Source organism: Wolbachia endosymbiont (group A) of Alloplasta piceator, from assembly GCF_964028505.1.
Lineage (GTDB): Bacteria > Pseudomonadota > Alphaproteobacteria > Rickettsiales > Anaplasmataceae > Wolbachia > Wolbachia pipientis.
In genome coordinates this window covers 895,992-921,455 of sequence record NZ_OZ034793.1, presented here as the reverse complement: position 1 = coordinate 921,455, position 25,464 = coordinate 895,992, and the positions used below count along the sequence as shown (strand labels likewise).

27 protein-coding genes, 2 tRNA genes and 2 pseudogenes are annotated in these 25,464 nt (G+C 34.7%); 15 read left to right on the top strand and 16 right to left on the bottom strand.

Annotated features, from left to right (window positions below):
* The first annotated feature begins 550 nt into the window (after positions 1–550).
* Positions 551–1,915 (top strand): ankyrin repeat domain-containing protein, encoded by a 1,365-nt coding sequence (locus ABWU31_RS04480; protein ID WP_006280021.1) that lies wholly within the window; start codon positions 551–553, stop codon positions 1,913–1,915.
* A gap of 134 nt (positions 1,916–2,049) precedes the next feature.
* Entirely contained in the window at positions 2,050–3,537 is a 1,488-nt protein-coding gene (locus ABWU31_RS04475) for a type II secretion system protein GspD (RefSeq protein WP_077188083.1), read from the top strand.
* Positions 3,538–3,544: 7 nt separating this feature from the next.
* Here the strand turns inward: ABWU31_RS04475 and ABWU31_RS04470 are convergent, their stop codons facing one another.
* Together ABWU31_RS04470 and mtaB are read right to left on the bottom strand one after the other, a co-directional pair.
* The gene (locus ABWU31_RS04470; RefSeq protein ID WP_049973647.1) at positions 3,545–4,483 is read right to left on the bottom strand and encodes a P44/Msp2 family outer membrane protein; all 939 of its coding nucleotides are present in this window, start codon (positions 4,481–4,483) and stop codon (positions 3,545–3,547) included.
* Between the two features lie 66 nt (positions 4,484–4,549).
* Positions 4,550–5,776, bottom strand: coding sequence for a tRNA (N(6)-L-threonylcarbamoyladenosine(37)-C(2))-methylthiotransferase MtaB (gene mtaB, locus ABWU31_RS04465; protein WP_077188084.1), 1,227 nt, complete (start codon positions 5,774–5,776; stop codon positions 4,550–4,552).
* Positions 5,777–5,988: 212 nt separating this feature from the next.
* Here mtaB and ABWU31_RS04460 point away from each other — a divergent pair, with 212 nt between their 5' ends.
* The 3 genes from ABWU31_RS04460 (at position 5,989) to gatA (ending at position 9,668) form a co-directional block, all read left to right on the top strand.
* Positions 5,989–6,822: an IS5-like element ISWpi1 family transposase gene (locus tag ABWU31_RS04460; RefSeq protein WP_353271113.1), complete on the top strand. Its 834-nt coding sequence runs from the start codon at positions 5,989–5,991 to the stop codon at positions 6,820–6,822.
* Positions 6,823–6,931: 109 nt separating this feature from the next.
* Positions 6,932–7,943, top strand: a protein-coding gene (locus ABWU31_RS04455) for an IS630 family transposase (protein ID WP_353271112.1) whose coding sequence is annotated in 2 segments (ribosomal slippage) — positions 6,932–7,393 and positions 7,395–7,943 — 1,011 coding nt in all. Because the reading frame shifts where the segments join, the coding sequence is not laid out codon by codon here.
* Between the two features lie 255 nt (positions 7,944–8,198).
* Positions 8,199–9,668, top strand: coding sequence for an Asp-tRNA(Asn)/Glu-tRNA(Gln) amidotransferase subunit GatA (gene gatA / locus ABWU31_RS04450; RefSeq protein ID WP_353271111.1), 1,470 nt, complete (start codon positions 8,199–8,201; stop codon positions 9,666–9,668).
* Positions 9,669–9,848: 180 nt separating this feature from the next.
* Here the strand turns inward: gatA and ABWU31_RS04445 are convergent, their stop codons facing one another.
* Positions 9,849–10,442, bottom strand: a complete 594-nt coding sequence (locus ABWU31_RS04445; protein ID WP_231115873.1) for a hypothetical protein — start codon at positions 10,440–10,442, stop codon at positions 9,849–9,851.
* Positions 10,443–10,527: 85 nt separating this feature from the next.
* Between ABWU31_RS04445 and ABWU31_RS04440 the strand changes: the two genes are divergently transcribed.
* The 3 genes from ABWU31_RS04440 to ABWU31_RS04430 all read left to right on the top strand — a co-directional run bounded on the left by ABWU31_RS04440 (position 10,528) and on the right by ABWU31_RS04430 (position 11,578).
* Positions 10,528–10,812: a transposase gene (locus tag ABWU31_RS04440; protein ID WP_038198869.1), complete on the top strand. Its 285-nt coding sequence runs from the start codon at positions 10,528–10,530 to the stop codon at positions 10,810–10,812.
* A gap of 21 nt (positions 10,813–10,833) precedes the next feature.
* Positions 10,834–11,175, top strand: a complete 342-nt coding sequence (locus ABWU31_RS04435; RefSeq protein ID WP_095866567.1) for an IS3 family transposase — start codon at positions 10,834–10,836, stop codon at positions 11,173–11,175.
* Between the two features lie 238 nt (positions 11,176–11,413).
* Positions 11,414–11,578: an IS3 family transposase gene (locus ABWU31_RS04430; protein WP_081600772.1), complete on the top strand. Its 165-nt coding sequence runs from the start codon at positions 11,414–11,416 to the stop codon at positions 11,576–11,578.
* Positions 11,579–11,645: 67 nt separating this feature from the next.
* On the opposite strand, the pseudogene ABWU31_RS04425 reads toward ABWU31_RS04430, so the two are convergent.
* The 4 genes and pseudogenes from ABWU31_RS04425 to ABWU31_RS04410 all read right to left on the bottom strand — a co-directional run.
* Positions 11,646–11,853, bottom strand: a pseudogene (locus ABWU31_RS04425) (hypothetical protein); the annotation flags it as partial.
* Positions 11,850–12,708, bottom strand: a pseudogene (locus ABWU31_RS04420) (IS630 family transposase). The pseudogenes ABWU31_RS04425 and ABWU31_RS04420, both read right to left, overlap by 4 nt.
* A 319-nt stretch (positions 12,709–13,027) precedes the next feature.
* Positions 13,028–13,891, bottom strand: a complete 864-nt coding sequence (locus ABWU31_RS04415; RefSeq protein WP_410541738.1) for a gamma-glutamyl-gamma-aminobutyrate hydrolase family protein — start codon at positions 13,889–13,891, stop codon at positions 13,028–13,030.
* 218 nt (positions 13,892–14,109) lie between these two features.
* A tRNA-Phe gene (locus tag ABWU31_RS04410) sits at positions 14,110–14,182 on the bottom strand.
* Positions 14,183–14,261: 79 nt separating this feature from the next.
* On the opposite strand from ABWU31_RS04410, the gene coaD reads away from it, so the two are divergent.
* Together coaD and ABWU31_RS04400 are read left to right on the top strand one after the other, a co-directional pair.
* The gene (gene coaD, locus ABWU31_RS04405) at positions 14,262–14,768 is read left to right on the top strand and encodes a pantetheine-phosphate adenylyltransferase (RefSeq protein ID WP_006279325.1); all 507 of its coding nucleotides are present in this window, start codon (positions 14,262–14,264) and stop codon (positions 14,766–14,768) included.
* A 68-nt stretch (positions 14,769–14,836) separates the two neighbouring features.
* The gene (locus tag ABWU31_RS04400) at positions 14,837–15,028 is read left to right on the top strand and encodes a zinc-finger domain-containing protein (RefSeq protein ID WP_006279326.1); all 192 of its coding nucleotides are present in this window, start codon (positions 14,837–14,839) and stop codon (positions 15,026–15,028) included.
* Between the two features lie 16 nt (positions 15,029–15,044).
* Here the strand turns inward: ABWU31_RS04400 and ABWU31_RS04395 are convergent, their stop codons facing one another.
* Genes ABWU31_RS04395 through rpsB form a run of 7 tightly spaced genes read right to left on the bottom strand, consistent with a single transcriptional unit; the run spans position 15,045 to position 19,640 of the window.
* Positions 15,045–15,671, bottom strand: coding sequence for a phosphatidate cytidylyltransferase (locus tag ABWU31_RS04395; protein WP_077188153.1), 627 nt, complete (start codon positions 15,669–15,671; stop codon positions 15,045–15,047).
* Complete coding sequence (gene uppS, locus ABWU31_RS04390) at positions 15,661–16,356, bottom strand: polyprenyl diphosphate synthase (protein ID WP_006279327.1); 696 nt, start codon at positions 16,354–16,356, stop codon at positions 15,661–15,663. Before uppS ends, ABWU31_RS04395 begins: the two co-directional genes overlap by 11 nt.
* Positions 16,357–16,362: 6 nt before the next feature.
* Positions 16,363–16,626 carry a hypothetical protein gene (locus ABWU31_RS06755; protein ID WP_410541733.1) on the bottom strand — a complete coding sequence of 88 codons (264 nt, stop codon included), beginning with the start codon at positions 16,624–16,626 and terminating at the stop codon, positions 16,363–16,365.
* 5 nt (positions 16,627–16,631) lie between these two features.
* Positions 16,632–17,189, bottom strand: a complete 558-nt coding sequence (frr, locus tag ABWU31_RS04380; protein WP_006279983.1) for a ribosome recycling factor — start codon at positions 17,187–17,189, stop codon at positions 16,632–16,634.
* A 7-nt stretch (positions 17,190–17,196) separates the two neighbouring features.
* On the bottom strand, positions 17,197–17,934 hold the full coding sequence (gene pyrH / locus ABWU31_RS04375) for a UMP kinase (protein ID WP_405196809.1): 738 nt from the start codon (positions 17,932–17,934) through the stop codon (positions 17,197–17,199).
* A 16-nt stretch (positions 17,935–17,950) separates the two neighbouring features.
* Positions 17,951–18,811 carry a translation elongation factor Ts gene (gene tsf / locus ABWU31_RS04370; RefSeq protein ID WP_006279981.1) on the bottom strand — a complete coding sequence of 287 codons (861 nt, stop codon included), beginning with the start codon at positions 18,809–18,811 and terminating at the stop codon, positions 17,951–17,953.
* Positions 18,792–19,640, bottom strand: a complete 849-nt coding sequence (gene rpsB, locus ABWU31_RS04365; protein ID WP_010962661.1) for a 30S ribosomal protein S2 — start codon at positions 19,638–19,640, stop codon at positions 18,792–18,794. The genes tsf and rpsB overlap by 20 nt, the downstream gene beginning before the upstream one ends.
* A gap of 191 nt (positions 19,641–19,831) precedes the next feature.
* Between rpsB and ABWU31_RS04360 the strand changes: the two genes are divergently transcribed.
* The 5 genes from ABWU31_RS04360 to ABWU31_RS04340 all read left to right on the top strand — a co-directional run bounded on the left by ABWU31_RS04360 (position 19,832) and on the right by ABWU31_RS04340 (position 24,577).
* Positions 19,832–19,908: transfer RNA gene (locus tag ABWU31_RS04360), tRNA-Asp, on the top strand.
* A 137-nt stretch (positions 19,909–20,045) separates the two neighbouring features.
* Entirely contained in the window at positions 20,046–20,417 is a 372-nt protein-coding gene (yajC, locus tag ABWU31_RS04355; protein WP_338482310.1) for a preprotein translocase subunit YajC, read from the top strand.
* A gap of 80 nt (positions 20,418–20,497) precedes the next feature.
* Positions 20,498–22,318 carry a glutamine--fructose-6-phosphate transaminase (isomerizing) gene (gene glmS / locus ABWU31_RS04350; RefSeq protein ID WP_077188156.1) on the top strand — a complete coding sequence of 607 codons (1,821 nt, stop codon included), beginning with the start codon at positions 20,498–20,500 and terminating at the stop codon, positions 22,316–22,318.
* 315 nt (positions 22,319–22,633) lie between these two features.
* Positions 22,634–23,566 carry an Rpn family recombination-promoting nuclease/putative transposase gene (locus tag ABWU31_RS04345; protein WP_265030221.1) on the top strand — a complete coding sequence of 311 codons (933 nt, stop codon included), beginning with the start codon at positions 22,634–22,636 and terminating at the stop codon, positions 23,564–23,566.
* Positions 23,567–23,743: 177 nt separating this feature from the next.
* Positions 23,744–24,577, top strand: a complete 834-nt coding sequence (locus tag ABWU31_RS04340; RefSeq protein WP_353271068.1) for an IS5-like element ISWpi1 family transposase — start codon at positions 23,744–23,746, stop codon at positions 24,575–24,577.
* Here ABWU31_RS04340 and ABWU31_RS04335 read toward each other — a convergent pair.
* Both ABWU31_RS04335 and ABWU31_RS04330 read right to left on the bottom strand, forming a co-directional pair.
* The gene (locus ABWU31_RS04335; RefSeq protein ID WP_353271109.1) at positions 24,552–25,064 is read right to left on the bottom strand and encodes a transposase; all 513 of its coding nucleotides are present in this window, start codon (positions 25,062–25,064) and stop codon (positions 24,552–24,554) included. The genes ABWU31_RS04340 and ABWU31_RS04335 overlap by 26 nt on opposite strands.
* Positions 25,048–25,377 (bottom strand): transposase, encoded by a 330-nt coding sequence (locus tag ABWU31_RS04330; protein WP_007548762.1) that lies wholly within the window; start codon positions 25,375–25,377, stop codon positions 25,048–25,050. The genes ABWU31_RS04335 and ABWU31_RS04330 overlap by 17 nt, the downstream gene beginning before the upstream one ends.
* Positions 25,378–25,464 lie beyond the last annotated feature (87 nt).

Genomic DNA, 25,464 nt, shown 5'->3' with positions numbered 1-25,464 from the left:
TAGCGAAATGACAGCAATCCTACGTCATACCGTCACGGTATCTCTAGATCCCGCTAACAAGTAGCGGGATACTTGACCTTTACAGGGATGACAGTTGTCGTTTAGCTGCAAATGTTAAGAAATTTACCAAATAAAAAAAAAGGCAAAGAAACCCTAGGGTAGCTAGTATTCAAATTCTCCCTTGTCTATTTGACGTCTTTTACTGTCTTAAACACTTTATAAGCGCGTTTCGGCTTGTATAGGTAGAAACCTAAAAGTTTTATAAAGACATGAGGTGCACATAGTGCAAAAAATTAAGCATGATTTACGCCAAATACATTAAGTTTTTTGTCATTAATCCACTGCAGAGATTGCGAAGATAAATAAATAGCTTCAGTTTCATGATAAGAGGGCTGGCGGAGTTTGTCAAGTAAGTTTTTCGTTTCATCCAATGCGCTGCCAAAAGTTTGTTATGCAAGAATGCACTAGCCATTTCTCACAGATTCATTTAAACTTAATCAAGTAGGAGTATTATTAACGCGAAAAGAGTTTAATTAGAGATTTAAGTGATATGGCGCGTGAGGAAGATATAAACCAATTAGTAGAAAATGGATTTGATATTAACTCAAAAGATGCAAGTGGAATCACTCTCTTGCATAAGTTCACAAAAGAAGGCGATTTAGTTGGAGTAAAGTCATTACTAGAGCACGAAGCTGATTTCAATGTCGTAGACAACGAAAATAGAAACCCTCTGCATTACGCCATTATGCATGGACACAAGAAAGTTGCTAAACTTTTTGTTAACCAACTGACAATTAATTCCAAGGATAAAAATGGATTCACTCCACTGCACCTTGCTGCACTACAAGATGACACGGAATTAATAGATTTTTTGATAATAAAAGGCGCAAAAATTAATGAAAAAGATGTCAAAGAGGGCTATACTCCTCTTCATATAGCTTCACTATACGGTTCTAAAAAAAGTGTTCAAATTTTAATTGATAGCGGAGCAAATCTCGAATGTGAAGATAACAATTTTCGTACTCCTTTGTTTTTAACCATTTATCAATGCACCGCACATTATGACAGCAGAGCAGAAATTATAGAATATCTGATAAAGAAAGGTGCAAATATAGAAGCCAAAGATGCAGAAAATAACACTACGCTTTTCCTAGCAGCGTATAACAACAAAATGCAAATAGTAAAGCTTATTGCAAAAAAACAGCAAGCAAGTAACGATAAAATTAAACTTAAAGAGTTTTTTTGCACAAAAAATAACCATGGTTTTGATGCATTAGATTGCGCTATTGAGCATAATAATAGAAAAATGGTAACATTTCTTGTATCAAAAGGAATAGATGCAAATGATCAAGATTTTAATGGCAACGCCAGGCTGCATAAAGCTAGCCATAATGGTAACACTAAAACAGTTAAGCTCTTATTGAGGCTTAAGGTAAACATTAATGCTGTTACTAAATGTAACAGAACTCCCTTGCTACTCGCAGTTAAAAAAGGCCATACACAAATTGTGAAAATGTTATTGGAAGTTAGAGCCAATATGAACATTTGTGAGCAACAAGGTTTTGCACCTCTACATCTTGCTGTTCAAAAGGATTATTTTGATATAGCTCAGTTGTTAACAGAAAAAGGTGCAGACCTTAACATTAAGTGCAATAACGGTCATACCGCAATAGATATGTTCATTAGCAAGGCTCATAGCAAAAAAAACATCGAAGAAAATTACAAAAAATTTTGTAGATTTTTGATGCTTTACCTGAAAGAGCTACATAGTAAACACAAAGCCTGTTGTATACTTTCAACCCTAGCTCTAAGCTTAACAATTATAGGCTTACCATTTATTTTCAAGCCTATTATTAAATACAGAGAAAGAAGTAAAATATATAAAAAAATTAGGGCTATGCTGGTCTACATTTAAGTACAAGAAGAGTATACAAAAAATAAATAGCCAAAGCTAATACACGACAATTATCTGCTCGATGAAAATGAGATTAAATACATTTTTAATATTTTTATAGAAATCTATTAGTATAGATTTTGTATGCTGTTCTAATGGCTATTTTTAAATGCTTAATACTCCTCTTCATTATTTCTTGCACACATCTACCTACCAAGCAATATCCTATTAACATAGACAATTATAAGCACGATTATCCGTTGCAACAATATAACACCTCTTTGGAGATTAATGAACCGGCAATACCAGAAATTATGCCTTTACCAATAGAGTTTCCCGATCTCACAATCAGTAATCAGCTTATTTCTATTAATGTTAGTGAAGAAGTATCAGTAAAGGATTTGCTGATTGAGATAGGAAAACTTTCTGACGTTAACTTGGATATGGACCCAAAAATATCAGGTAATATTATTTTAAAGCTAAAAGATAAGGATATAAACGAAGTAATTCAGAGTATAGCAAATAGCGCCAAACTGCGTTACTCAACAAGTAATGGTGTAATTAGAATTGAGCAGGACTTGCCATACGCACAAAATTATTACGTAGACTTCATCAATATTCAACATTCTGCTCAAAGCAGTTTCGTTATTAATAACAATATTACTAACAGTGATGGAAGTAACGTTGATAGGGACTATAACAATGTTATGAAGTCTCAATACAGTAGTGACTTATGGAATTCATTAGAAAAAGGCTTGAATGCAATAATGGATGTTAACGGGGTGGATGATGGCGAATTCCTTTCATCCAACAGAGAAGCTGGTGTTATTATTTTGAATGCTAGAAAAGATGTCCACAAAGCTGTTGAAGAATATATTAATAAGGTTAAGAAGTTAGCGTCTTCTCAAGTAATGATAGAGGCAAAAATAGTTGAAGTTGTGCTAGATGACAAATACCTTTCTGGTATGAACTTAAATGACTTACAAGATGGAACTAAGTCTATAATAAATCAAGATAACTCCATTATTAACCTAGCAATGAACTTTGGTGCAAATGATCTAGGAGATTTAGTAAAAAATTTAGACAAATTTGGCACTTCAACTGTAATTTCAAGCCCCAGAGTACATGCTATAAATAATCAGCAAGCGATGATTTCATTTACTAAAAACCATATTTATTTTACCTCCGATATACAAAAAGATACTAGAAACTCTAATCAGACCTTAATTACGAAGATGAATAGCGTCCCAATAGGTGTTGTGCTAATAATCCACCCAAGCATTAACATTGATACTAGTGAAATATTCATGGATATACATCCAACTTTATCAAGAATTAACGGCTACACTAAAGATCCAGATATAGAGTACGTCGCACAGCAGAGTAAAATGAAATTAAATAGCGACATTCCAATTGTTGAAATCAGAGAAATGAACTCTATGTTAAAAATTAAGAGCGGTGAAATTATGGTAATCGGCGGGCTTATAGAACATAGAGAAGATAAGCAAAGCTTATTGCATCAGAAATCAAAAAGGCTAGCGAATAATATTAGAACAGTAGAAACTGTCATTTTTTTAAAAGCAACAATCGTACCAACATTTGGTTTGTTAGATAGAAAAGATAAGAATTTATATATATATTAAATTATCACTAAAAATTAAATATCAAACCAACTTCAATATTGTGAGTAGATATGTCATCTGCAACAGGTATCGGAACGCTAAAGTAACGATAGCCGAGAAAGGTTTTGATTTCTGGGATTATTGAATAATCAACACCAAGTTTTATTTGATAAGCAAACCAAGGAACATTCAGTGGCATTGAATTTTGGGGTGACCCATTAATCCTTTTTAATCTAAAAACTGTTGGTCCTATACCAAGACCGATGTACGGAGCAAATTGTGTATCCTGAACGCTGGGATTATAATAGAAGTTTAACAAAAACGCAAATATACTTGCTGATTTATCAAATACCGGAGGAGAATTACTATCTTCAATATTGGCTATAGAATACGCGGCTTCAAAATCAATTTTACCATTTTCTCCAGCATAGTAACCTAAAGACATGCTGCTAAACCACTGGAAATCAATTTTACCATCAAATTGCTGTATACTTTTAATTTCATCTGCCACTATATTTTTTATTATAAAACCATAATGACTTTCAACTAAAGTTAGGACTCTCTCCCCTATTGCCTTTATACCCTTTACAAATGTTTCTGAATTATCATGGTATACCTTACCACCGTTAGCGCTAACATAAAAATCAAGTTTTTTTGATTTTTCTTTTGTAGGCTCAGCTTGATCTGCAATACGTGACCACATATTTTTCTGATCAGCTACTTGGAGAATAGAAGGTTGTTCAATAGGACTATTTTCAGGTTCTTGATATTTTAAATCCTCTGTTAGTACTTCTTTTTCAGTAACCTCTTTAGAATGCATTACATCTTCATTATTGTCCGTTTCTAGTTTTAAGAGTTGTGTTCCAATAACTTGTTCAACGTGTACATAATTACCGATATAAGTAATAAAAAAATAGACACATGAAATTAAAATCAAAAATAAAGTAATAGATCTTTTAGTTATCACAAATGAACCCATAATTATCATTTATAGTACAACCATCATATCATATATTTCTTTAATGTACAAAAATTAAGAAAGAGTATTTCCAATTAAATAATTATTCTCTACGCCTGTAACATTAACTTTCACAATACTTTTAGCTTGCGCTCTTGATTCAAGCTTTATTAATGCAAAATTTTCTGCTCTACCGACATTATTTTGCTCAACCAGAACACTTTGCTTAGTGTTGATCAAGGATTGACAAAAACTGCTCATAATTTCTTTATTTACTTCTCTTAAATTTTTTACTCGTTCTTTACGCACATTCTCTGGTACTTGTGGCATTCGTGCAGCAGGTGTATTTTTCCGCTCTGAATATGGAAAAGCATGTAGGTAAACTATATTTGTTTTTTTCAGTAAATCAACTGTATCCTGAAACATTTCATCAGTTTCTGTTGGAAATCCAGCAATAATATCAGCGCCAAATGCTATATTAGGCCTCAAGCTCTTCATTTTATGACAAAATTCTATCACTTGTTCTCTGTTGTGACGACGCTTCATTCTCTTTAGTATTAAATTATTACCAGATTGTAAACTCAAATGTAAATGAGGCATAAGTCTTGACTCATTAGCTATTAAATCCATTAATTCGTCGTCAACTTCAGCAACATCGATAGAGGAAAGTCTTAGCCTCTTCAACTCTGGTATATCCTTTAAAACTCTCCTAATCATTGAACCAAGTGATGGCTTACCCAACAAATCTGTACCAAAGTCAGTAATATCAACCCCTGTAAACACTACTTCTTGATATCCATTTTCTACAAAGATCCTGATTTGCTCTATAATACTGTTTATTGGCACAGATCGATTATTCCCTCTTGCCTCAGTAATTGAACAAAATGTGCAGCTATGATTACAACCATTTTGAATTTCAATAAATGCCCTTGACTTATCTTCAAATCCATTAATTAGAACAGGTTCTACTTGGTTATCACTGACCAAGATTTTATCGTCATTTAGTAAGTAATTTTCAGCTTTTAGCTTATCTTGATTACCGAGCACTTTACTTACACCAGGAATGCTACTGTAAACTTCTGGATCCAACTGAACAGCACAACCAACTACGATAATTTCTTTATTTGGATCATTTTTGTAAATCTTACGTATCTTTTGCTTTACCTGACGTTCTGCTTCGTTTGTCACTGCACAGCTATGCACCACAACAACATTTTCTCTCTTTGCTTTTTTTAATGCTTCTTTGATTAACTCGCTCTCGTAAAAATTTAGACGACAACCAAATGTTATCACTTCATTCATGTTAGTATTTTTTGCTTTAATAGACCTAAATTATATCAAATATCCAAGCAAAGTCTCTTGCATGACTATTTTTTTGTAAATAAATGCTATGCAAGCAGCAGACACTGGGATCTCAACGATTTTCACTCAGACACAGTATCACTCCTTTGCTTAGAGGTTGTCCGGAAACAAGTAAAAGGCTATAATATCTGAAATTTTAGTACGGGGTAAAGATGAGAAAAAAGTATCCAACAGATCTAAGCGAAAGGGAATGGGCAAGAATAGAAAAACACTTCAGAGTATCATACAAGAAAGGAGGAAGGCCGCCAAAGTATAGCAAAAGAGAAATATTAGAAGCAATTTTCTATGTATTGCGTACAGGGTGTCAATGGCGGTATTTACCAAATGATTTTCCGCTATGGAAGACTGTGTATGAGCAGTTCAGGCAATGGAAGAAGCAGGGAATTTTTGAGAAAATGAATTATGAAATTACAAAATATAGTAGAAGAAAAATAGGAAGGAATGAGCAGCCGAGTGCCTGTATAGTAGATAGTCAATCTGTAAAGACTACAGAAAAGGGGGGATCAAAGGCTATGATGGAAGTAAAAAAAGTAAAGGGTAGAAAAAGGCATATAATTACAGACACTCAGGGTTTTATACTAGGTTGTTACGTAGGCGCTGCTAACGAAAATGATAGAGATGGTATTAAAATAGCATTAAACAATATGAGAACAAAATATACTAAAGTTAAAAAAATGTGGGCTGACATGGGATACCAAGGAAGAAATTCAAAGAATCACATAAAGGAAGAATATGACATGGATATTGAAATTGTTACAAGGCCTCCATGTAGATTTTGGGTGCACAAAGATACGCCACCTGAGCTACTACCAACAAGAGAACAAGGGTTTAAAGTACAGCCAAGAAGATGGGTTGTAGAAAGGACTTTTGCTTGGGTTAATAGGAATAGAAGGCTATCGAAGGAGTATGATTTACTCACAACATCCACTGAGAATTTCATATACCTAGCTATGAGTAGGGTTATGTTAAAGAGGGAATATGCTTGAATTTACTAGTTTCCGGACAACCTCTTATACCAATTCCCATTACAGGGCAAACAGATGGACAATGATGGAAGAAAAGCCATACTGAAGTAAGTAAAATAGCGAGGTTTAAATGGCATTAAGATCAAAATTATTGGATGAAAAAGTAGTAGAATCAGCAAAAGAAATGCTGAAGAAAGTAAGGAATAATGCATATGTTTCAAAAAAACTAAATGCTGTAATTGCAGCAAAAAAGTACAGTATAACGGCTGTAGCAAAAATATATTGCATTTCAAGAAGCGCACTAACTTCGTGGGTAAAACTCTTGAAAATTGGCAGAGAAGAAAAACTGTTTGCTCCTTCACAACGTCGTAGAAAAACTAAATTAAATCAGGCTCAACTACAGCAAATTGAAGAGTGGATAGAAGAAAATCCTAATATCACCATTAAAGAAATGAGAATAAGAATCCAGGAAAAGTTCGGATTAAATATCAGCAAATCTACAGTACACCGCCATATGCAAAAGATGAAATTCTCATATATTACACCAAGACCAGTTCATAATGGACAAGATAAAAGCAAACAAGAGGAATTCAAAAAAAAATCTCAATGGAGCTATTAGCAAGTATCCAGAAAAAGAGCTATTTTTCTTTGATGAATCACGGTTTGGCACACATTCAAAAGTTGGACATGGGTGGTTTAAAAAGGGGATTAGAACACAGGTTAAAACAAAATTAGGTAGGCAAAATTTCTATCTCTATAGTGCAGTTAATCCTAGAAATGGAGAGAGTTCTAGCTTATTTGCACCAAATGTCAACACTGATTGCATGAACATATTTCTTGAGCAAATTTCGCAATATCTAGAAACACGAGAGGCTTTTCTCGTTATGGACTGTGCTAGTTGGCATAGGTCAAAAAATTTAAAGGTACCTAAAAATATCGACATTATATACCTACCTCCATACTCACCTGAGCTAAATCCTGTTGAGAGGCTTTGGTTATATATAAAACAGAACATTTTGCGCAATAAAATATACGATACAATTGCTCTACTTGAGGGTGCTTTGTGCAAATTTATTACTTCTCTTGCCAGCTTCACAACTAAACAACTCTGCAATGTTTCCTATTTGACTGGACAACAATGAGAATTGGTATTATTATAGTCTTTTGACCTTTGACCTTTTTAAGATACAATCCGGATTGGATACTGAGTTGGTGAGTATAAAAGTATAGCTTCTACGTCATACCGCTGCGGTATCTCTTAGCCGCTAACAAGTAGCGGGATGACGATTGTCGGTGAATCTAAGTTACCTTAGCTACATTTCTAGCTGTAACTATAAATGTATGGATTTTTTATCGTGCCATGTTATAATTAACGTCTTGCTAAAAATTAAATATTGATGAATGAACTAAGAAAGTTAAGTATTACACAAATGCATGACGGGCTCAAAAAAAAGAGTTTTTCTGCCGTTGAACTCGTAGAGGCGCACATCAGTGCGGTTGAAAATGAGAAATTAAATGCATTTATAACAAAAACCCCAGAGATAGCAATAAAAGCTGCTAAAGCTGCAGATGAACATTTCTCTAGGCAAAAGGATGATTTAATCTCGCCGCTCATGGGTGTACCAGTTGGCATCAAAGATCTATTCTGTACAAAAGGAATAAAAACAACAGCATGCTCAAAAATGCTGGAAAATTTCGTTCCGACTTACGAATCTACGGTGTCTGACTTGCTTTTAAAAAGTGGAGCAGCCATGCTCGGTAAGCTTAATATGGATGAATTTGCTATGGGTTCTGCGAACACAAATAGCTATTTTGGCCCTGTTGAAAATGTGTGGATTAGAAAAAGCGATGGGGAAAAAGTTGTTCCTGGTGGATCATCTGGTGGATCTGCAGCATCGGTTGCTGGATTTTTATGCGCTGGAGCGTTAGGGAGCGACACCGGTGGATCTGTACGCCAACCAGCAGCTTATTGTGGAGTAGTTGGAATAAAGCCAACTTATGGAAGATGCTCGCGTTTTGGTATGATTGCATTTGCGAGTTCTCTGGATCAAGCAGGAGTCATTACTCGTTCTGTCTCTGATTCAGCATTAATGCTGGAAGCAATTTGTGGCTATGATACAAAAGATTCAATATCGAGCGAAAAGCCAGTGCCTAAATTTTCTAGCTTTATAAATGGTGATGTCAAGGGTAAGTGTATTGGTATACCAAAAGAATATAGGATGGATGGAATTTCAGAGGAAATAGTTCATAATTGGGAAAGAGTTGCTTCCTATTTAAAAGAAAATGGCGCTGAAGTTGTTGACATTACTCTGCCACATACTAAATATGCAATACCAGTCTATTATTTAATCTGTTCTGCTGAAACTTCATCCAATCTTGCTCGTTACGATGGTGTGCGTTATGGATTAAGGGTTGATGCTGATACCCTTGAAGAAATGTATTCACTAACAAGAGCAGAAGGTTTTGGTAAAGAGGTGAAAAGAAGAATTTTAATTGGCGCTTATGCGCTTTCTTCAGGTCATTATAATGAATATTACGAAAAAGCGCAGTGCATTAGGGCATTAATCAGAAATGATTTTATAAAAGCGTTTGAAAAAATAGATTACATACTTGTGCCATCTGCTCCAACAGAAGCTTTTGGCTTAAATGAAAAGCCAGATCCGCTAATTATGTGCATCAATGATGTGTTTACTGTGCCGGCAAGTCTGGCAGGATTGCCTGCTATTTCTGTTCCTGTTGGGCTCTCCAATGAGGGTTTACCACTTGCCTTGCAAGTGATTGGAAATTATTATGATGAAGCTGGAATATTAAATGTGGCAAGTGTGATAGAGCAAAATTGCGGCAGAATAATTAGACCTCTTGCATAATCTATTTTTTGATAGTAATTTTTGCATTAAAATTTGCTTACGCTCCTCAACGTACTCTATGGTTCCATTTTTAGATGAATAGCAAAAACAGGGTATATTAATCTGTTTACAAAATTTTCGTGTAACAGTTCACACTTAATTAAACAGACTGAATTCTGTAATTTTGGGATGTTGAAAAATTTACCTCACGTTGTCATTCCAGCGCATAACGCTGAAATCCAGATTTATAGAAACGAAAAAACTTGCTTGACACATTTTGCCAACCCCCTTATTACGATGTGTAGTACAATGATACAAATTAAGAATTCCCCCATCCTGTGCTGGTTCTTCGATCTGAAATCCTACTTCTACCTGATCACAACCAATGTTAATTTGTCCTATTAATGCTTTAATAATGCCGCGCTTAGTTTGCCAATCTAGCTGTTCCAGGTTCGATTTTACACTAGAATAAAAATTCTTTATGCTATTTATAATAAGACTTATTCCTTTTTCTACTGCCTTCTGATCAACTACCTTTTTTTTCTCTTCTTCTATCCCTTGTAAGCGTTCTTTCATTTTTCTCATTGTCTGTTTAAATTCTTCCTCGCTTATATATCCTTTCTCTCCTGCATTTTCTTGACTATAATAATCTTCCATTAATTTTTCGATACCTTCTTTTATTTGATTTTCTCTTCTTGCAAACTTTTTCTCTGATGATTCATCATTTTTATTTTCTAATACTCTACGTTGGTATTCCTTTTTTATCATCTCTGGGTTTTTTAGTACATCTTTCACCTTTTCCCATACTGACCTTACCCAGAAAAAGTGGAGAGAAAGAAAGGAGTTTTTTCGGGTAAAATAAAATTTTGGAGGATTAGAAATGGCAAGAGAATATACGGCAGAATTTAAATTGGAAGCTGTTAAGCTGGCAAATGAACAAAGAAAGGTAGGTCAACCAGTTGCAAAAGTAGCAAGAGATCTAGGAATAAGGGATAGTGTATTAGGAAAATGGATGAAGAAATATAACGAAAAAAAGTCAGCGGCAAATGCATTTCCAGATGTAGCACCTTATGACAAAGAGAGATTTGATTTACAGAAAGAGTTAGCAAAAGTAACAAGAGAAAGAGACATTTTAAAAAAAGCCCTGGCCAGTCAAAAAGAGTAAAATATTTTTTCATAAAAGAGCATAGTAAACACTATAAAGTGCAGGAATTATGTAGGGTTTTCTGCTAGTGGCTACTATAAGTGGACTACAAGGAAAATAAGCAGTAGAGAATCAGCAAATAAAGAGTTATTAGCAGATATTCAAAAAATATATCAAGCTTCTAAATGTAGATATGGAGCTCCTAAAATTCATGCTGAATTGAAGGCTTTGGGTAAAAGTTGCAACTTAAAAACAGTGCAAAGTATTATGCAGAAAAATGGTATTCAGGCTATATTGAGAAGAAAATTTAAAATTAAGAAACAACAAACGGACAGTAGCTCCCAATATATTAGACCAAAACTTTATTGTCGATCAACCAAATAAAGTATGGGATTACTTATATAAAAACCAAAGAAGGATGGCTATATTTGGCAACAATAATCGATCTATATTCACGCATGGTAGTTAATGAGCAGTTCAATAAATAAACAATAGGTTATGGACTCTTTATTAATGGCCGTTAACAAGCGTAAACCTGCCAAAAATCTACTATTACATAGTGATCAAGGTTCACAATATACTGTGCAAGGTTATCAATATCTCTTATCCATAAAAAACATAGATGAGTCATAAAGGTTGTTGTTACGACAATTCTGTTGTGGAAAGCTTCTTCAGTTCTCTAAAAAGGGAGTTACCAATAGACACCTCTCGGCACTCTAAACAGCATATCAAAACTGCTATATTTGAATATATAGAAATTTTTTATAACAAACAACGTCACTATTAACTATTGCATTCCTGAGCATTTTGATTCATCATTCTCTTTGTGAAAAACATTCCAAACTTTCTCTCCACTTTTTCTGGGTAAGGTCACATGTCAATGGCTCCATAAGTTCACATTCTATTCCCAAACTTTTTTTAACTAACTTTAAAATCATAGAAAATACTGTCGAAAAAGGAAGTTTTCTTGTTCGTGTAAAACTCAACACAATGGATTTTCTGAAAAGTTTTCGAGTATATTGCATTTTTATAGCATTTCTCATAATAGTCCGAATAGGTCATAGGAAGGCAGAATCAACAGCACGACGAAAGGATTCGAATAGAGGAATGTTTTTCCTGGCTCTGTTTTTTATAGCAAACCAATGATGCTCAATTTTGTTAAAATCTGGAGAATAAGGCGGCAGATACAAAATTTCTGCACCGACTCCTTTAGCGAGCTTGATAAGCTTATCAGACTTATGAAAAGTAGCATTATCAAGAATGACAGTTTGTCCAGGTTCTAAGATCGGTGCCAAAAATTGCTCAAACCATCCATTAAAAATATCCATATTACAGTGGCCTTCAAATGTTAATGGAGCAACTATCTTTCTTCTACTTAAGGCTGCAACCATGCTGATTCGTTGAGTTTTTTTCCAGATTTTAGGGCATAAAATCGCTGTCCTTTCTGGCAATACCCATATGGATAGTCCTCCGTGTTATCAATCCCAGACTCATCTATATACACTAAGTTTTCTGGTTCTTTTGTTGCTATAATTTTTAAGAATTCAGCACGTTTTTCTTCGTTCCTTTCCTTGTATCCATATGTCTTTTTTTGCGCGTAAATCCAATTTTTCTGAGAGCTCGGTGGATCGTTTGGATACTAACGTTGCCCCAAAGTTTAGCCATTTCCGACAGAGTTTTTCTACCGTGTTTTTTAGCAAATTCGATAAACTTATTCCAGTCGATAATTTTCTGATTGTAACCTCCATTACCGAGTTTTTTTGACTGAAAGTCGCCTGTTTCTTTTTTTCTTTGCTGCCACTCCCACAAAGTAGTTCGTCCAATTTTAAATCTTGCTGCCACTGCTTCTCTGCTTTCCCCTTCGTCTAGTGCTTCCATTGCTTTTTTTCTTAAATCATAACTATATGCTGCCGGCATCCAACCTCCTTATCGCCATCTATCCTTAATCTTATCATATCCGGACTTCTGTGGAAAGAGCTATTAATTTGTAAGATAAGATCTTTTCCTTTTTGCATGCCTCACCTAAAAAAGACACATTTTAAACTTTTTTGTTGCAATAAAATAGAAACAAAAGTGCTGTCCCTTGCACTCTTTGGATAATTTAATGATAAAAAATTTGGAGAGAAATTTTATACACTATCGCTGATATTTTTCCTTAAGTTGACGCCATTGCCTGAACGGATACATGACAAATCTATCGTTTATCAAATCGTCGGTAAGCCTAAAGCTATAGCCATTAAGCACGATAAAGAAAATCATTCATAATCGCTATAGCAACTAGTGTAGACACTTGACGTTCCTTGTGATTTGATAAATAGAGGTTTTTATCTGACTTCACAACAAGGGCTTCTGGATGACTTTGAAAGTGAACATTACCATGCTTATCTTCAATAGCCTCTATTACCCCCTCACTGGAAAATGCTGCAACTTTATATCCAAGTGACTCCAATTTTCTTCTATTTTCTGGTGTATTACTTACTGCTCCTGAATGAGCATCTGGAAAATATGTTGAAAACCAGCCATTTTCATTAGGTATTAGGAATTTGGCTACTACTTCTGCTAAACGACCATTTGGAACGATCTTTATCTGCTGGAGAGGTACATCCTCTTTCTGTGGATTAGGTGCTGATTTTAAATGAGATCTTCGTTTCTCTTCATCACTCACAACACTAACTACTTCAATTCCCTTTGCATTCATTATGCCTTCACATATGCCAAGCAAATGAATTACAGGGTTATCATCCACTATTTTTACAATTGCTTCAGTAACAAGCTGGCGACAAGGAGTGGGTGCTGAGTGTAAATTATCCGGAATAAATATTCTATTTATTTTGTGCTCTTTAACAAACTTTGCAACTTCAACTTTTATTCGGTCTAATGTTAGCTTCTTTGCCAATGTTTCATCTTGTTTTGCAAAGATAAGCGACTTTTCTTGGATTTCTTTTAAGTTAATTATTTTATTGTAATCAATGAGTACGTTTTTAACTCCAAAGTTATTAAACATCTCGTAGATATTTTGAGATAGCCCAAGCTCATGTGCTTCTTCCGTTTTCAACAAACCAACAACTATGTCATTATTTACTGTATTTTCTGCCGTCAAGACAGTTGACGCTGGTTCTTCTTTTCTGGTTACATGTTGAGATGCCGGTTTTTCACTAACGCCAGCATAAGTAATATTGCTTAATAATAGAACTATAATTAATAAGATATTAAATAGTTTATTATAATATTTATATACCATGACTTGCCTCCCTAATATTTATATTACGATATAGAGTATTTTATAACAAAAAGGCAAGTTCGCCAAGAAAGAGAAGGTGGCCTGAGCAGGAATCGAACCAGCGACACAAGGATTTTCAGTCCTTTGCTCTACCAACTGAGCTATCAGGCCAACTGTATACTTTTATTTTTAGATAAAAAATGTTATTATGTCTATCAAAAGTTTTTAAAGTAGTTTATAAAAATAAAGGATGAACATTAATGACAAAATAGGAATCTACCCTGGCACATTTGACCCTATAACTTTTGGGCATCTTGACATAATCAAAAGAGCGTGTAAACTAGTCGATAAATTAATAATAGGGGTTGCAGAAAACGTTAATAAGCATACTGCCTTTGACACAAAGCTACGCACAAGCATGGCTGAAAATGAAATTAAAGGACTAGGAATTGATGCAGATGTTATATCTTTTAATGGGTTGCTAGTGAAGTTTGCCAAAGAGCAGAATGCTTCTGTTATTATTAGGGGATTAAGAGCAGTATCGGATTTTGATTACGAGTTTCAAATGAGCTGGGTAAATTATAAACTTCTTCCTGAAATCGAAACCATATTTCTTCCTGCTTCTGAAGATACTCAATTTATCTCATCAAGCTTTGTAAAGGAAATAGCAAGATTAGGAGAAGATGTTAGCAAATTTGTATCAAAAGGTGTTCAAAACGAATTGATTAACCTGAATAGGATAAAAAATGGAGAATAGTGCTTGTTGTTTTTTATTTCTGAATGGGTATATTCAATATATAAAATGTTATAAGCTAAAGGAGCAGCATGTCAAAAGTGAGGGTTAATAATAGAAAAGTTTGTTGTCATGGTGATGAGAATGATGAGGGTTCCGGCCATCCATTAATATATTTAGATATGGGAGAAGAAGAGGAAATAGCCTGCCCTTATTGTGAAAAGACGTTTGTCCATGACTGCACTGTAGAAGCGGTTGGGGAGCTGACTAGGGATGAGCTCTAATGGCACTTCTGCAGACTTAGCTTATGTAAATAGCAATAAGAGGGGCAGTAAAAATGAAACTGTCCATACGGTCGAGCACTCCCCCATGGCCAGGTATCATATTTCCACTATCTTTAACACCGTAAGCTCTTTTAACAAGCGACTCAGTGAAATCGCCAAGTTGCGCTAGAATAGCAATTGCAAGGCCAATGATTGGAGAATAAAAAATTGAAAATAGACCAAAAAATATTGATCCAAAAATTGTGCACACTACTCCAGCTAAAATCGCACCAAGAAGTCCTGCCCAAGTTTTTCCAGGGCTAAGAATTGGGCAAATTTTAGCTCCACCAAAATTCTTACCAAATAGGTAGGCAGTAACGTCAATTCCCCAAATGGTTAAGACGAACCATACTAATGCGTATTTTCCTTGTGGTAGATTATATAAATATATTAATGAGGCGCTTGGTAGTGCAATCAATAATAATGCAAAAACGTATAAAATTTTATTTCCTTGGGTTAGATTATACCATTCAAAAGAAGATAAAACTGCTATTGAAAAAATCAATAGGTAAAACGATAAATCACTGAAATATGTAGCAAAGGAAAATATGAATAATATTACTATTGAGGACAACATTCTAATTATAAAATTATTATCTACCATATTTTTTCTCTCTTTTTGTATAATCTTCTAATGCTTTACTCAAATCTTGACAAGAAAAATCAGGCCATAAAGTATCACAAAAATACAATTCAGCATAAGCTGCTTGCCATAATAAAAAGTTGCTTAACCTTTTTTCGCCACCAGTGCGAATTAATAAATCCAATTTTGGCAAATCTTTAGTATATAGAAATTTTTCAAATTCCTCTTCTGATACATAAGCAATATTTTCTTTTATAATATTGCTTATAGCTTGTGTAATTTCTTGCTTTGCTCCGTAACTGACTGCCACAGTGAGTAATAAACCATCGTTCTTATGTGTCATTTCTTCTGCTTTTTTAATTTGATCCAATATTTTACTGGGTAACAGACTTAAATTGCCAATAAAATTCAACTTAATGTTACAATTGTAAATGAAATTGACTTTATCTTCATTAGTTAAAACGGAGTAAAATAAATCAAATAGACAGTCAGTTTCGTTTTTAGGTCTAAGCCAATTCTCCATAGAGAATGCATACAAAGTTAAGTAGGGTATAGTTAAGTCCGTACAATACTTGGCAATATCGTATGCAACTTCACTGCCCTTTTTATAACCATCAATTTTTACTCTTCCTTGATTGTTTGCCCATCTACCATTACCATCCATAATAATTGCTAAATGTTTCGGTAAAGATTCTTGATTCAACATTTAAATTTAACCTAATTTTGACTTGAGTGAAATTTTTTGGATTTCAATGGACACCTGGAAGGTGTCAGCTACTTGCATGACAGGAAGAGAGTTACTGTAGTGACACCAATAGTTGATCCTTGAATGCAAAATTGGTGTCATCCCAGTGCTCCGACACTGGGATCCAGGAAATTTGATTTCAAACAAGTGCATCAGATAGTTGTATAGTAAAGGCTGGATTCCAGTGTCAAACACTGGAATGACATCATTTGCTATGTAAGCTTTCTCCATATCATTTAGTGATTCAGTATATCCTTTTCTTTGATGGACAATTCACCATCAATCTTTTTTATATTATCATCAGTAATATTTTGTATTTCCTTCTTAGCACCATGAAAATCATCTTCTGAGATTTCTTTATTTTCCTTCATTTTTTCTGTTTCTTCCATAATATCTCTACGTATATTTCTAATGGCAATCCGTGCATTTTCAGCAAACTGATGCAATAATTTCACTAATTTTTCACGGGTTTCTTGTGTCAAGTCCGGAAGAGCTATACGTATGGTATTGCCCTCAACAACAGGATTTAAATTCAAGTTGGCATTTAATATAGCATTTTTCACTTCACCGACAACATTAATATCCCAAATTTTAATTGATAGAGTTTTGTTATCTATAACCGAAACACCTGCAACCTGATTTAACTTTTGATGTCCACCATAGATATTTACAACTATACCATCAAGCAACGATGCGCTAGCTCTACCAGTGCGTACGCCTTTAATATCATCATGAAAGGACTGAATAGTTTTTAGCATTCTTTCTTTTGTTTTAGCTTTTATTTCATTTAACATAAATTACCTAATGTTTACAATCTGAAACTATAGTATAAGTACCTTGACCCTTAATAATATTGACTATTTTTTCTCCCTTCAAAGAAAAAACTATAATTGGAATAGAATTCTCACGAGCAAGTGAAATTGCTGATGCATCCATAACTTTTAAATCACGAGTCAATAAATCCGTGTAAGAAAGCCTATCATACATTACAGCATCCTCATTTTTTTTCGGATCAGCGGAGTATACACCATTTACTTGCGTACCCTTTAGAATAACATCACAATTCATTTCAACAGCACGTAAGGCTGCAGCTGTATCTGTAGTAAAAAATGGGTTGCCTGTGCCTGCTGCAAAAATTACCACTCTACCTTTTTCTAAATGACGAATAGCTTTCCTTCTGATGTAAGGTTCGCATACAGTGGCCATGGGTATTGCAGATAATACCCTAGAAGCTACTAAATTTTTTTCTAAAAAGTTTTGTAAAATTAAAGCATTGATTATAGTTGCAAGCATTCCAATATAATCACTGCTTGCTCTTTCACAACCACTTAAAGACGCAGATGTGCCACGAAAGATATTACCACCACCAACAACAATACATACCTGAACTCCAAGATTACAAACTTCAACTATGCCTTTAGATAACTCACCTATAGTCTCCATATCGTGACCAAATTGCTTTGATCCCATCAAAGCCTCACCAGAGATTTTAAATAACACCCTGGAATATTTTATTTCGCTTTTTTCATTTGTTGAAATAAACATTTTTTGCTATTTAATCTGCATCACCCAAAACAAGTAACTTGTAATTAGAGAGTTTAACAGCACTCAACTCGCTTGATTTTATAAAATCAGAAATCTTCATCTTATCATCCTTTATAAATTTTTGCTCCAGTAAAACAACTTCTTCATAGTACTTAGCCATTCGTCCATCTACTATTTTTTTTGCTACTTCTTCAGGTTTATTTAAGCTCCTCACTTGCTCTTCAATTATAGAACGTTCGTTGTTCAACTTCATTTGATCTAAATCATCTATAGACAAGGCTTCAGGCTTCATAGCAACTACATGCATAGCTATTTGTTTCCCAATCTCTTGTAGCTTCGCCTTATCACCAGATGATTGCAATGCAATTAAAGCACCAATCTTACCTAAGCCATGCGCATCACCATGTACGTAGCCAGCAATAACTCCATCCTTAGCTTCTAAGTAACAAAGCTTGCTTAACTCTAGCTTCTCACCAAGAACTGACGTACCATTCATAATAGCTTCCTGCACTGTGCCAATGCTTTCATACTTGGCATTTTTTAACTCATCAACGCTAGTACAGCGTTCTTGATGAGCAATTGATGCTAAATTTAAAACTAACTCTATAAATTTCTCATTCCTTGCGACAAAATCGGTTTCGCAATTGAGTTCAATCAATACACCACAATTTTCAGTCAAACACATAGCAACGAGCCCATCTGAAGCTACTCTATCAGATTTTTTGTCAGCTTTAGCAAGACCTATTGTACGTAACTTATCAACGGCTTTCTTAATGTCACCATCACATTCTTCTAATGCTTTTTTACAGTCACTTAAGCCAAGCCCTGTTCTATCACGTAATTCTCTTATATCATCTGGATTCATCTTCATTTGTTACTACCTCCCTTTCTTCTTCTTTGTAAACTTTACTACGTCTCCTTTTAGTTTGCACAATACCATCTTCTTTTTCTTGAATAAACTCATCACCCCTTATATCATCAATCTTAACTCCAGATTTTGCTAGACTAGACTCTATTCCAGCTAATATAGAGTCGGTAGCTAATTTACAATAGAGCTCTATTGATTTTCTTGAGTCATCATTTCCAGGTATTAGATAAGTAATACCATCTGGATCAGAATTAGTATCAAGTATTGCAACTATTGGAATTCCTAACTTCTTAGCCTCCTTAACCGCTATATGCTCTTTATTAGTATCAATGATGAATAAGATATCAGGAATTGCTCCCATTTCTCTAATACCGCCAAGCGCCTTATCAAGCTTTTGCTTTTTCTTTTCAATGTTTCCCAATTCTTTCTTTGTTAAAATGCTATCCTCGTCATTTAATATTTTCTCATATTGCATCAAGGTTTTTATCGAAGAAGAAACAGTGCCCCAATTAGTAAGCATACCACCAAGCCAACGATGATTCACATAATATTGACCACAACGAATCGCTTCACTTGCAATAATATCAAAAGCTTGAAACTTTGTACCAACAAATAGAATGCGACCACCTTGAAATGCAACGTCATATAAAGCCTTCATGGCCACCTGTAGCAATGGTAGTGTTTTTCGCAAATCAATTATATGTATACGATTTTCTTGATGCACTCCATATATGTATGGAGCCATTTTTGCGTTCCAGCGACTAATTTTGTGACCAAAATGTACACCAGATTCAGCTAAATCACGCACAGTGACTTTAGGCAAATTTGTCATATATCATTCCTCCAAATAGTTTATCTTCCATGGCATAACCCTAATGGGACTACTTGTACAAGCCATGTGTGAAATTAAATTATCTACATAGTAATAGAAAAGACAGCAAAGCGCAAACAAAAAATATTGACAAAGGGCAACATGTTTATTAGCTTTAAAGTTGAAGCCCGAAAACGCTAAAAAGAAATTAGGGGGGTGTAGCTCAGTTGGTTAGAGCGCATGCCTGTCACGCATGAGGTCGTGAGTTCAAGTCTCATCACTCCCGCCATATTAGTTTTAGCATAACTTAGAATTCGCAGTATTATTGCCGGTATTGAGAAACGCCTTCACCAAACTTGACATGGCATGGTGTTGTAATTAATACTTAAATAGGTTTGTTTTTATCATTAACAATTAGGATTAAATATGCTCATTTCTGAAGTTTTTGCAGCAGATGCAACTAGCAATACATCAAGTATCGGCGCATCTTTTGCTAGTTTTACTCCATTGATTTTAATATTTGTGGTATTTTATTTTCTCATTATTCGCCCGCAACAAAAAAAACTAAAAGAACATAGAAAGATGATAGATCAAATAAAACGTGGTGATACAGTCATTACTTCTGGTGGAATAATAGGTGAAGTTAATAAAGTTGATGAGGCAAATGCACAATTTATAATAGAAATAGCACCAAAAGTTGAGATAAAAGTTCTAAAGTCCGCTATATCTCAGGTTTTAAGCAAAGAAACTCAAAAAGTAGCAGCTAAACCAATTAAAAAGGTAAAATCGAAAGAATGATAAAAAGAATATAAATCAACCAGTAATAAAGGCAAAAATGCTTAACATGTTTAGAAAAAAGTTTGTTTGGTGATCCATTTGTGTGCGGAATATTTGGTGTAGTAAGTAGCGGTGATTCAGTAATACCAACCTTACTAACTGGGTTACAAAAATTGGAATATAGGGGATATGATTCCTCAGGTATAGCAATCATAAATAACGAAGGTAAGATAGAAGTCAAAAAATCAGAAGGTAAAGTCGAAAGGTTATGTGAAGTTGTTGATGACAGCAAGATGTCTCACAGTACAGTTGGTATAGCACATACTCGCTGGGCTACACATGGAGTCCCAGGCCTTAAAAATGCTCACCCCATTCGTACAAATAACGTTGTTGTTGCTCATAACGGCATAATTGAGAATTACAATCTGCTAAAAAAGGGCCTAGAAGAAAGGGGCATGTCATTCCATACTGACACTGACACAGAGATCATACCAAACATGCTAACCTTATATCTCGATGAAGGATTGTCGCCAGTTGATTCTCTATTTAAGTGTTTAAACAACCTACACGGCTCATTTGCCTTGGTCTTATTATTTGCAGAATATCCAGACGCCTTATTTGTTGCGAAGAGAAATTTGCCTTTAGCAATAGGCTATAACTGTAACACAGTGTTTGCTGCATCTGACTCTAATGCTTTAAGTGCATTTGTGGAAAAAATATCGCATTTGGAAGATGATGACATTGCAGTGATAAAATCTAGTGGAGTTAGTATATACAACAATGGTACACAAGTTAAACGCAGTATAGAAAATAGTAGTCCAAGTGATTTTCTAATTAGCAAAAATGGTTACCCTAGCTTCATGTTAAAAGAGATTTTTGAGCAACCGCGTGCATTAAACAAAACAATAAATCAATTTTACAAGCAATATAAAGAGGTAATATTTGCTAACAAAAAATTGTTTTCTGAGCTGAGTTACATTACTATAGTTGGATGCGGGTCATCTTATTTTGCTGGGCTAATAGCAAAGTATTGGCTGGAAAATGTCGCTCAAGTTCGAGTATATCTAGAAATCTCATCAGAATTTAGGTATAGCAACGTCAAGCTGGAAGAAGGCAGCATTGGGTTATTTATCTCTCAATCTGGCGAAACTGCAGATACCATAGAAGCGCTGCGTTATGCGAAATCACAGAAGCAAACAATCATAAGTATAACTAATACATTTAGCAGCAGCATTGAAAAGATCTCAGATATTGTGTTACATACTCTTGCTGGGCAAGAAATTGGTGTTGCTTCAACAAAAACCTTTTCTGCGCAACTTGCAACTTTAGCATGCTTTGCCGCGGAGCTTGGAAAAATAAAAGGTATACTGGGTGGAGAGAGAATAAAACAGCTAAGCAACGCTATTAACTCTATTCCCAAGTATGTTGAGCATGTTTTAAATGTGATGAAAATACAACATATATCAGGCAGCATATTAGAACACAATAACGTTATTTTAATTGGCAGAGGAAGTTCATACGGAGTTGCAATGGAAGGCGCATTGAAAATAAAAGAGCTTTCATACATCAATACCATTGGTATTGCAGCGGGAGAAATGAAGCATGGTTCTATTGCTTTAATAGACTCTACTGTGCTTGTTATAGCAATTATCCCTTATGATGATTTATTCTTTAAAACGCTATCTAATATACAAGAGATTATTGCAAGAAAAGGCAAAGTAATTGCCTTCAGTGATAAACAAGGAGCGCCATTCCTAAGGGGAGTTTGCGCAGATGTGGTGCAACTTCCAGACACTGATAACTTTATCTCTCCAATCATCTACAGTGTTGCTATGCAATTCCTTGCTTACTTTACTGCAGCAAAAAAAGGGTTAGATGCAGATTGTCCAAGAAATTTAGCTAAGTCTGTCACGGTTGAGTAGTTCATTTAAAGTTAAAGCTAAACTTCTAATTAAGGTAACCAGACTGCATTCTGTGATTTTTAGCAAAACACGATACACAATCGTCATTCCGCTACTAGTTAGCGGAATCTATGCCGAGATACCGCGAATGAATCGCGGTATGACGGTTCGCGGTGGTATGACGGTTAAGTAATTCGTCATCCCGCTGCTTGTTAGCGGGATCCAGAGATACCGCGGCGGTATGACGGTTCGCGGCGGCATAGCTATCTTCAAAAATATGGTTGAATAATTGTTAATAATAGTGTATAATTATTAATATTTTTAAGCACTTTGGCTATGGCTTTATCTAAGTTTCTCGACCCTAAGCTGGATTTGACCTTCAAAAAAATATTTGGCACTGAAAAAAATAAGAATATTCTCATACATTTTTTGAATGATATTTTAGGGTTTACTGAGATAAATACTATACAAGAAGTGGAATTCCTCAGTACTATAATGGATCCTGAAATTGCATCTGATAAACAAAGTATAGTTGATGTTCTTTGCAGGGATTCTAGTGGGGCCAGGTATGTGATTGAAATGCAGCTTACTCGCGATAAAGGCTTCGAAAAACGAGCTCAATTATATGCTGCTAAGGCTTACTCAAGGCAAGCTGATAAATCTGGTAAGTACATTGATTTAAAGAAGGTTTTCTTTATTGCTATCTCTAATTGTAATTTATTTCCTGATAAGCTTGATTATATATCCAGCCACACTATAAGAGATGAGAAAACCAATGAGCATGACTTAAAAGATTTTCAATTTGTATTTATTGAACTACCTAAATTTCCTAAGAATAAGGAAGAACAGCTAGAAAGCATAGTGGATCGTTGGTTATTTTTCTTCAAATATGCAGATGAAACTACGGAAGAAGACTTAAGGAAAATAGCAGAAAAAGCACCGATAATAAAGTTAGCCTACGATGAATTAGACAGGTTTAGCTGGAATGAAAAAGATTTAGTAGCTTATGAAGAAAGAATAATGGATCTACGTAAGGAAGAAGCCATTCTTGAATACAGACTTGATCTTGCTACTGAAAAAGGAATCCAAATTGGCGAAGAAAGAGGCATCAAAATCGGTAAAGAGGAAGGCAAAATTGAAGGGAAAATTGAAGGGAAAATTGAAGTCGCAAAAGCAATGCTGGCTAATAATGTTGATGTTAACACTATTGTCAAATTTACTGGCCTTTCTATTAGTGAGATTGAAGAATTAAGTGTGAACAATTACTAATTAAGAACTTTAATTATCAATCATAAGTCACTGAATTTCGTTAGTAAATTTGTTGCCATTATCCATATTGCACAATTGTATATAAGATATAGTATAACAATAGTGTCCGTTCAGCTAAGAGGTTGTCCGGAAACAAGTAAAAGGCTATAATATCTGAAATTTTAGTACGGGGTAAAGATGAGAAAAAAGTATCCAACAGATCTAAGCGAAAGGGAATGGGCAAGAATAGAAAAACACTTCAGAGTATCATACAAGAAAGGAGGAAGGCCGCCAAAGTATAGCAAAAGAGAAATATTAGAAGCAATTTTCTATGTATTGCGTACAGGGTGTCAATGGCGGTATTTACCAAATGATTTTCCGCTATGGAAGACTGTGTATGAGCAGTTCAGGCAATGGAAGAAGCAGGGAATTTTTGAGAAAATGAATTATGAAATTACAAAATATAGTAGAAGAAAAATAGGAAGGAATGAGCAGCCGAGTGCCTGTATAGTAGATAGTCAATCTGTAAAGACTACAGAAAAGGGGGGATCAAAGGCTATGATGGAAGTAAAAAAAGTAAAGGGTAGAAAAAGGCATATAATTACAGACACTCAGGGTTTTATACTAGGTTGTTACGTAGGCGCTGCTAACGAAAATGATAGAGATGGTATTAAAATAGCATTAAACAATATGAGAACAAAATATACTAAAGTTAAAAAAATGTGGGCTGACATGGGATACCAAGGAAGAAATTCAAAGAATCACATAAAGGAAGAATATGACATAGATATTGAAATTGTTACAAGGCCTCCATGTAGATTTTGGGTGCACAAAGATACGCCACCTGAGCTACTACCAACAAGAGAACAAGGGTTTAAAGTACAGCCAAGAAGATGGGTTGTAGAAAGGACTTTTGCTTGGGTTAATAGGAATAGAAGGCTATCGAAGGAGTATGATTTACTCACAACATCCACTGAGAATTTCATATACCTAGCTATGAGTAGGGTTATGTTAAAGAGGGAATATGCTTGAATTTACTAGTTTCCGGACAACCTCTTACTTCTTCTTTCCATCTTTTTATACCATTCTCACCATGTAATTTCATTAACTGAATAGCGGCATTTCTATCAAGCATATAATCCAATTTTGGATGCTCTGCTGCGTTGTTTTTCGGAGGAATTTTCGTTTTTATACCATATTGATTACACAGCTTATAGAGCTTTTCTCTGTCATATGCCCTATCTGCATATAGTACTTTTATGACATACTGAAAATCGACTTCTTTTAGCAAATCACAAGCTCCATAGTGATCAGAGTAGACACCGTTACTGTATTTTACAGCTATGGCTTTTTTGCTGTTTGTATTCAACATTACATGCAATTTTCTTGTCTGTTCATAGCTGCGATACTTTCTATCTTCGCTATTTTCTTTGCTATGACCAGGAGTGTTGTTGTATATACTAATTCCTGTACTGTCTATAGCAATTTCGATATCTTCCATATTATTTTCTGCAATCATTGATCTTAATATTGAGTTTCTTAAACCTTCTTGATGATTGTGAATAGCTGATAACTTGCAAATTTTTCCCAATTTGCTCAAGGTATCCTGCTATAAACCCAACTGTTTGCCTCAGGCCTATTCTAAATAAACAAGTTATTATGTGCACCAAAATTACAACTTTATCGCTATAAATATTGTTGCCACCTGGTATTTTTGGACCATTCTCGTACCACTTTTCTATGGCTTCGTTGATATAATGAAAAATATTTCCTCTTTTTTCTAGAAATTTGTTATATTCGCTATGGTTACTGACCCTCATTTTTTGTGGCATATTTTTTCTTTCAAGGTTAAATGGCTATTTTATAATGAATTTTGTCAGTAGCCACCAGATTTTTCAGTTGCTATGCAACAAAGCCCA

Excerpts from the sequence above, each read along its gene's own strand:
- ABWU31_RS04475 (WP_077188083.1), top strand. The coding sequence starts at position 2,050 with ATGGCTATTTTTAAATGCTTAATACTCCTCTTCATTATTTCTTGCACA.
- gatA (WP_353271111.1), top strand. The coding sequence starts at position 8,199 with ATGAATGAACTAAGAAAGTTAAGTATTACACAAATGCATGACGGGCTC.
- ABWU31_RS04340 (WP_353271068.1), top strand. The coding sequence starts at position 23,744 with ATGAGAAAAAAGTATCCAACAGATCTAAGCGAAAGGGAATGGGCAAGA.
- yajC (WP_338482310.1), top strand. The coding sequence starts at position 20,046 with ATGCTCATTTCTGAAGTTTTTGCAGCAGATGCAACTAGCAATACATCA.
- ABWU31_RS04335 (WP_353271109.1), bottom strand. The coding sequence starts at position 25,064 with ATGATTGCAGAAAATAATATGGAAGATATCGAAATTGCTATAGACAGT.
- frr (WP_006279983.1), bottom strand. The coding sequence starts at position 17,189 with ATGTTAAATGAAATAAAAGCTAAAACAAAAGAAAGAATGCTAAAAACT.
- ABWU31_RS04440 (WP_038198869.1), top strand. The coding sequence starts at position 10,528 with ATGGCAAGAGAATATACGGCAGAATTTAAATTGGAAGCTGTTAAGCTG.
- rpsB (WP_010962661.1), bottom strand. The coding sequence starts at position 19,640 with ATGACAAATTTGCCTAAAGTCACTGTGCGTGATTTAGCTGAATCTGGT.
- tsf (WP_006279981.1), bottom strand. The coding sequence starts at position 18,811 with ATGAAGATGAATCCAGATGATATAAGAGAATTACGTGATAGAACAGGG.
- ABWU31_RS04395 (WP_077188153.1), bottom strand. The coding sequence starts at position 15,671 with ATGGTAGATAATAATTTTATAATTAGAATGTTGTCCTCAATAGTAATA.
- uppS (WP_006279327.1), bottom strand. The coding sequence starts at position 16,356 with ATGTTGAATCAAGAATCTTTACCGAAACATTTAGCAATTATTATGGAT.
- ABWU31_RS04330 (WP_007548762.1), bottom strand. The coding sequence starts at position 25,377 with ATGCCACAAAAAATGAGGGTCAGTAACCATAGCGAATATAACAAATTT.
- ABWU31_RS04345 (WP_265030221.1), top strand. The coding sequence starts at position 22,634 with ATGGCTTTATCTAAGTTTCTCGACCCTAAGCTGGATTTGACCTTCAAA.
- ABWU31_RS04430 (WP_081600772.1), top strand. The coding sequence starts at position 11,414 with ATGAGTCATAAAGGTTGTTGTTACGACAATTCTGTTGTGGAAAGCTTC.
- mtaB (WP_077188084.1), bottom strand. The coding sequence starts at position 5,776 with ATGAATGAAGTGATAACATTTGGTTGTCGTCTAAATTTTTACGAGAGC.
- ABWU31_RS04400 (WP_006279326.1), top strand. The coding sequence starts at position 14,837 with ATGTCAAAAGTGAGGGTTAATAATAGAAAAGTTTGTTGTCATGGTGAT.
- ABWU31_RS04460 (WP_353271113.1), top strand. The coding sequence starts at position 5,989 with ATGAGAAAAAAGTATCCAACAGATCTAAGCGAAAGGGAATGGGCAAGA.
- coaD (WP_006279325.1), top strand. The coding sequence starts at position 14,262 with ATGAACATTAATGACAAAATAGGAATCTACCCTGGCACATTTGACCCT.
- ABWU31_RS04480 (WP_006280021.1), top strand. The coding sequence starts at position 551 with ATGGCGCGTGAGGAAGATATAAACCAATTAGTAGAAAATGGATTTGAT.
- ABWU31_RS06755 (WP_410541733.1), bottom strand. The coding sequence starts at position 16,626 with ATGGAGAAAGCTTACATAGCAAATGATGTCATTCCAGTGTTTGACACT.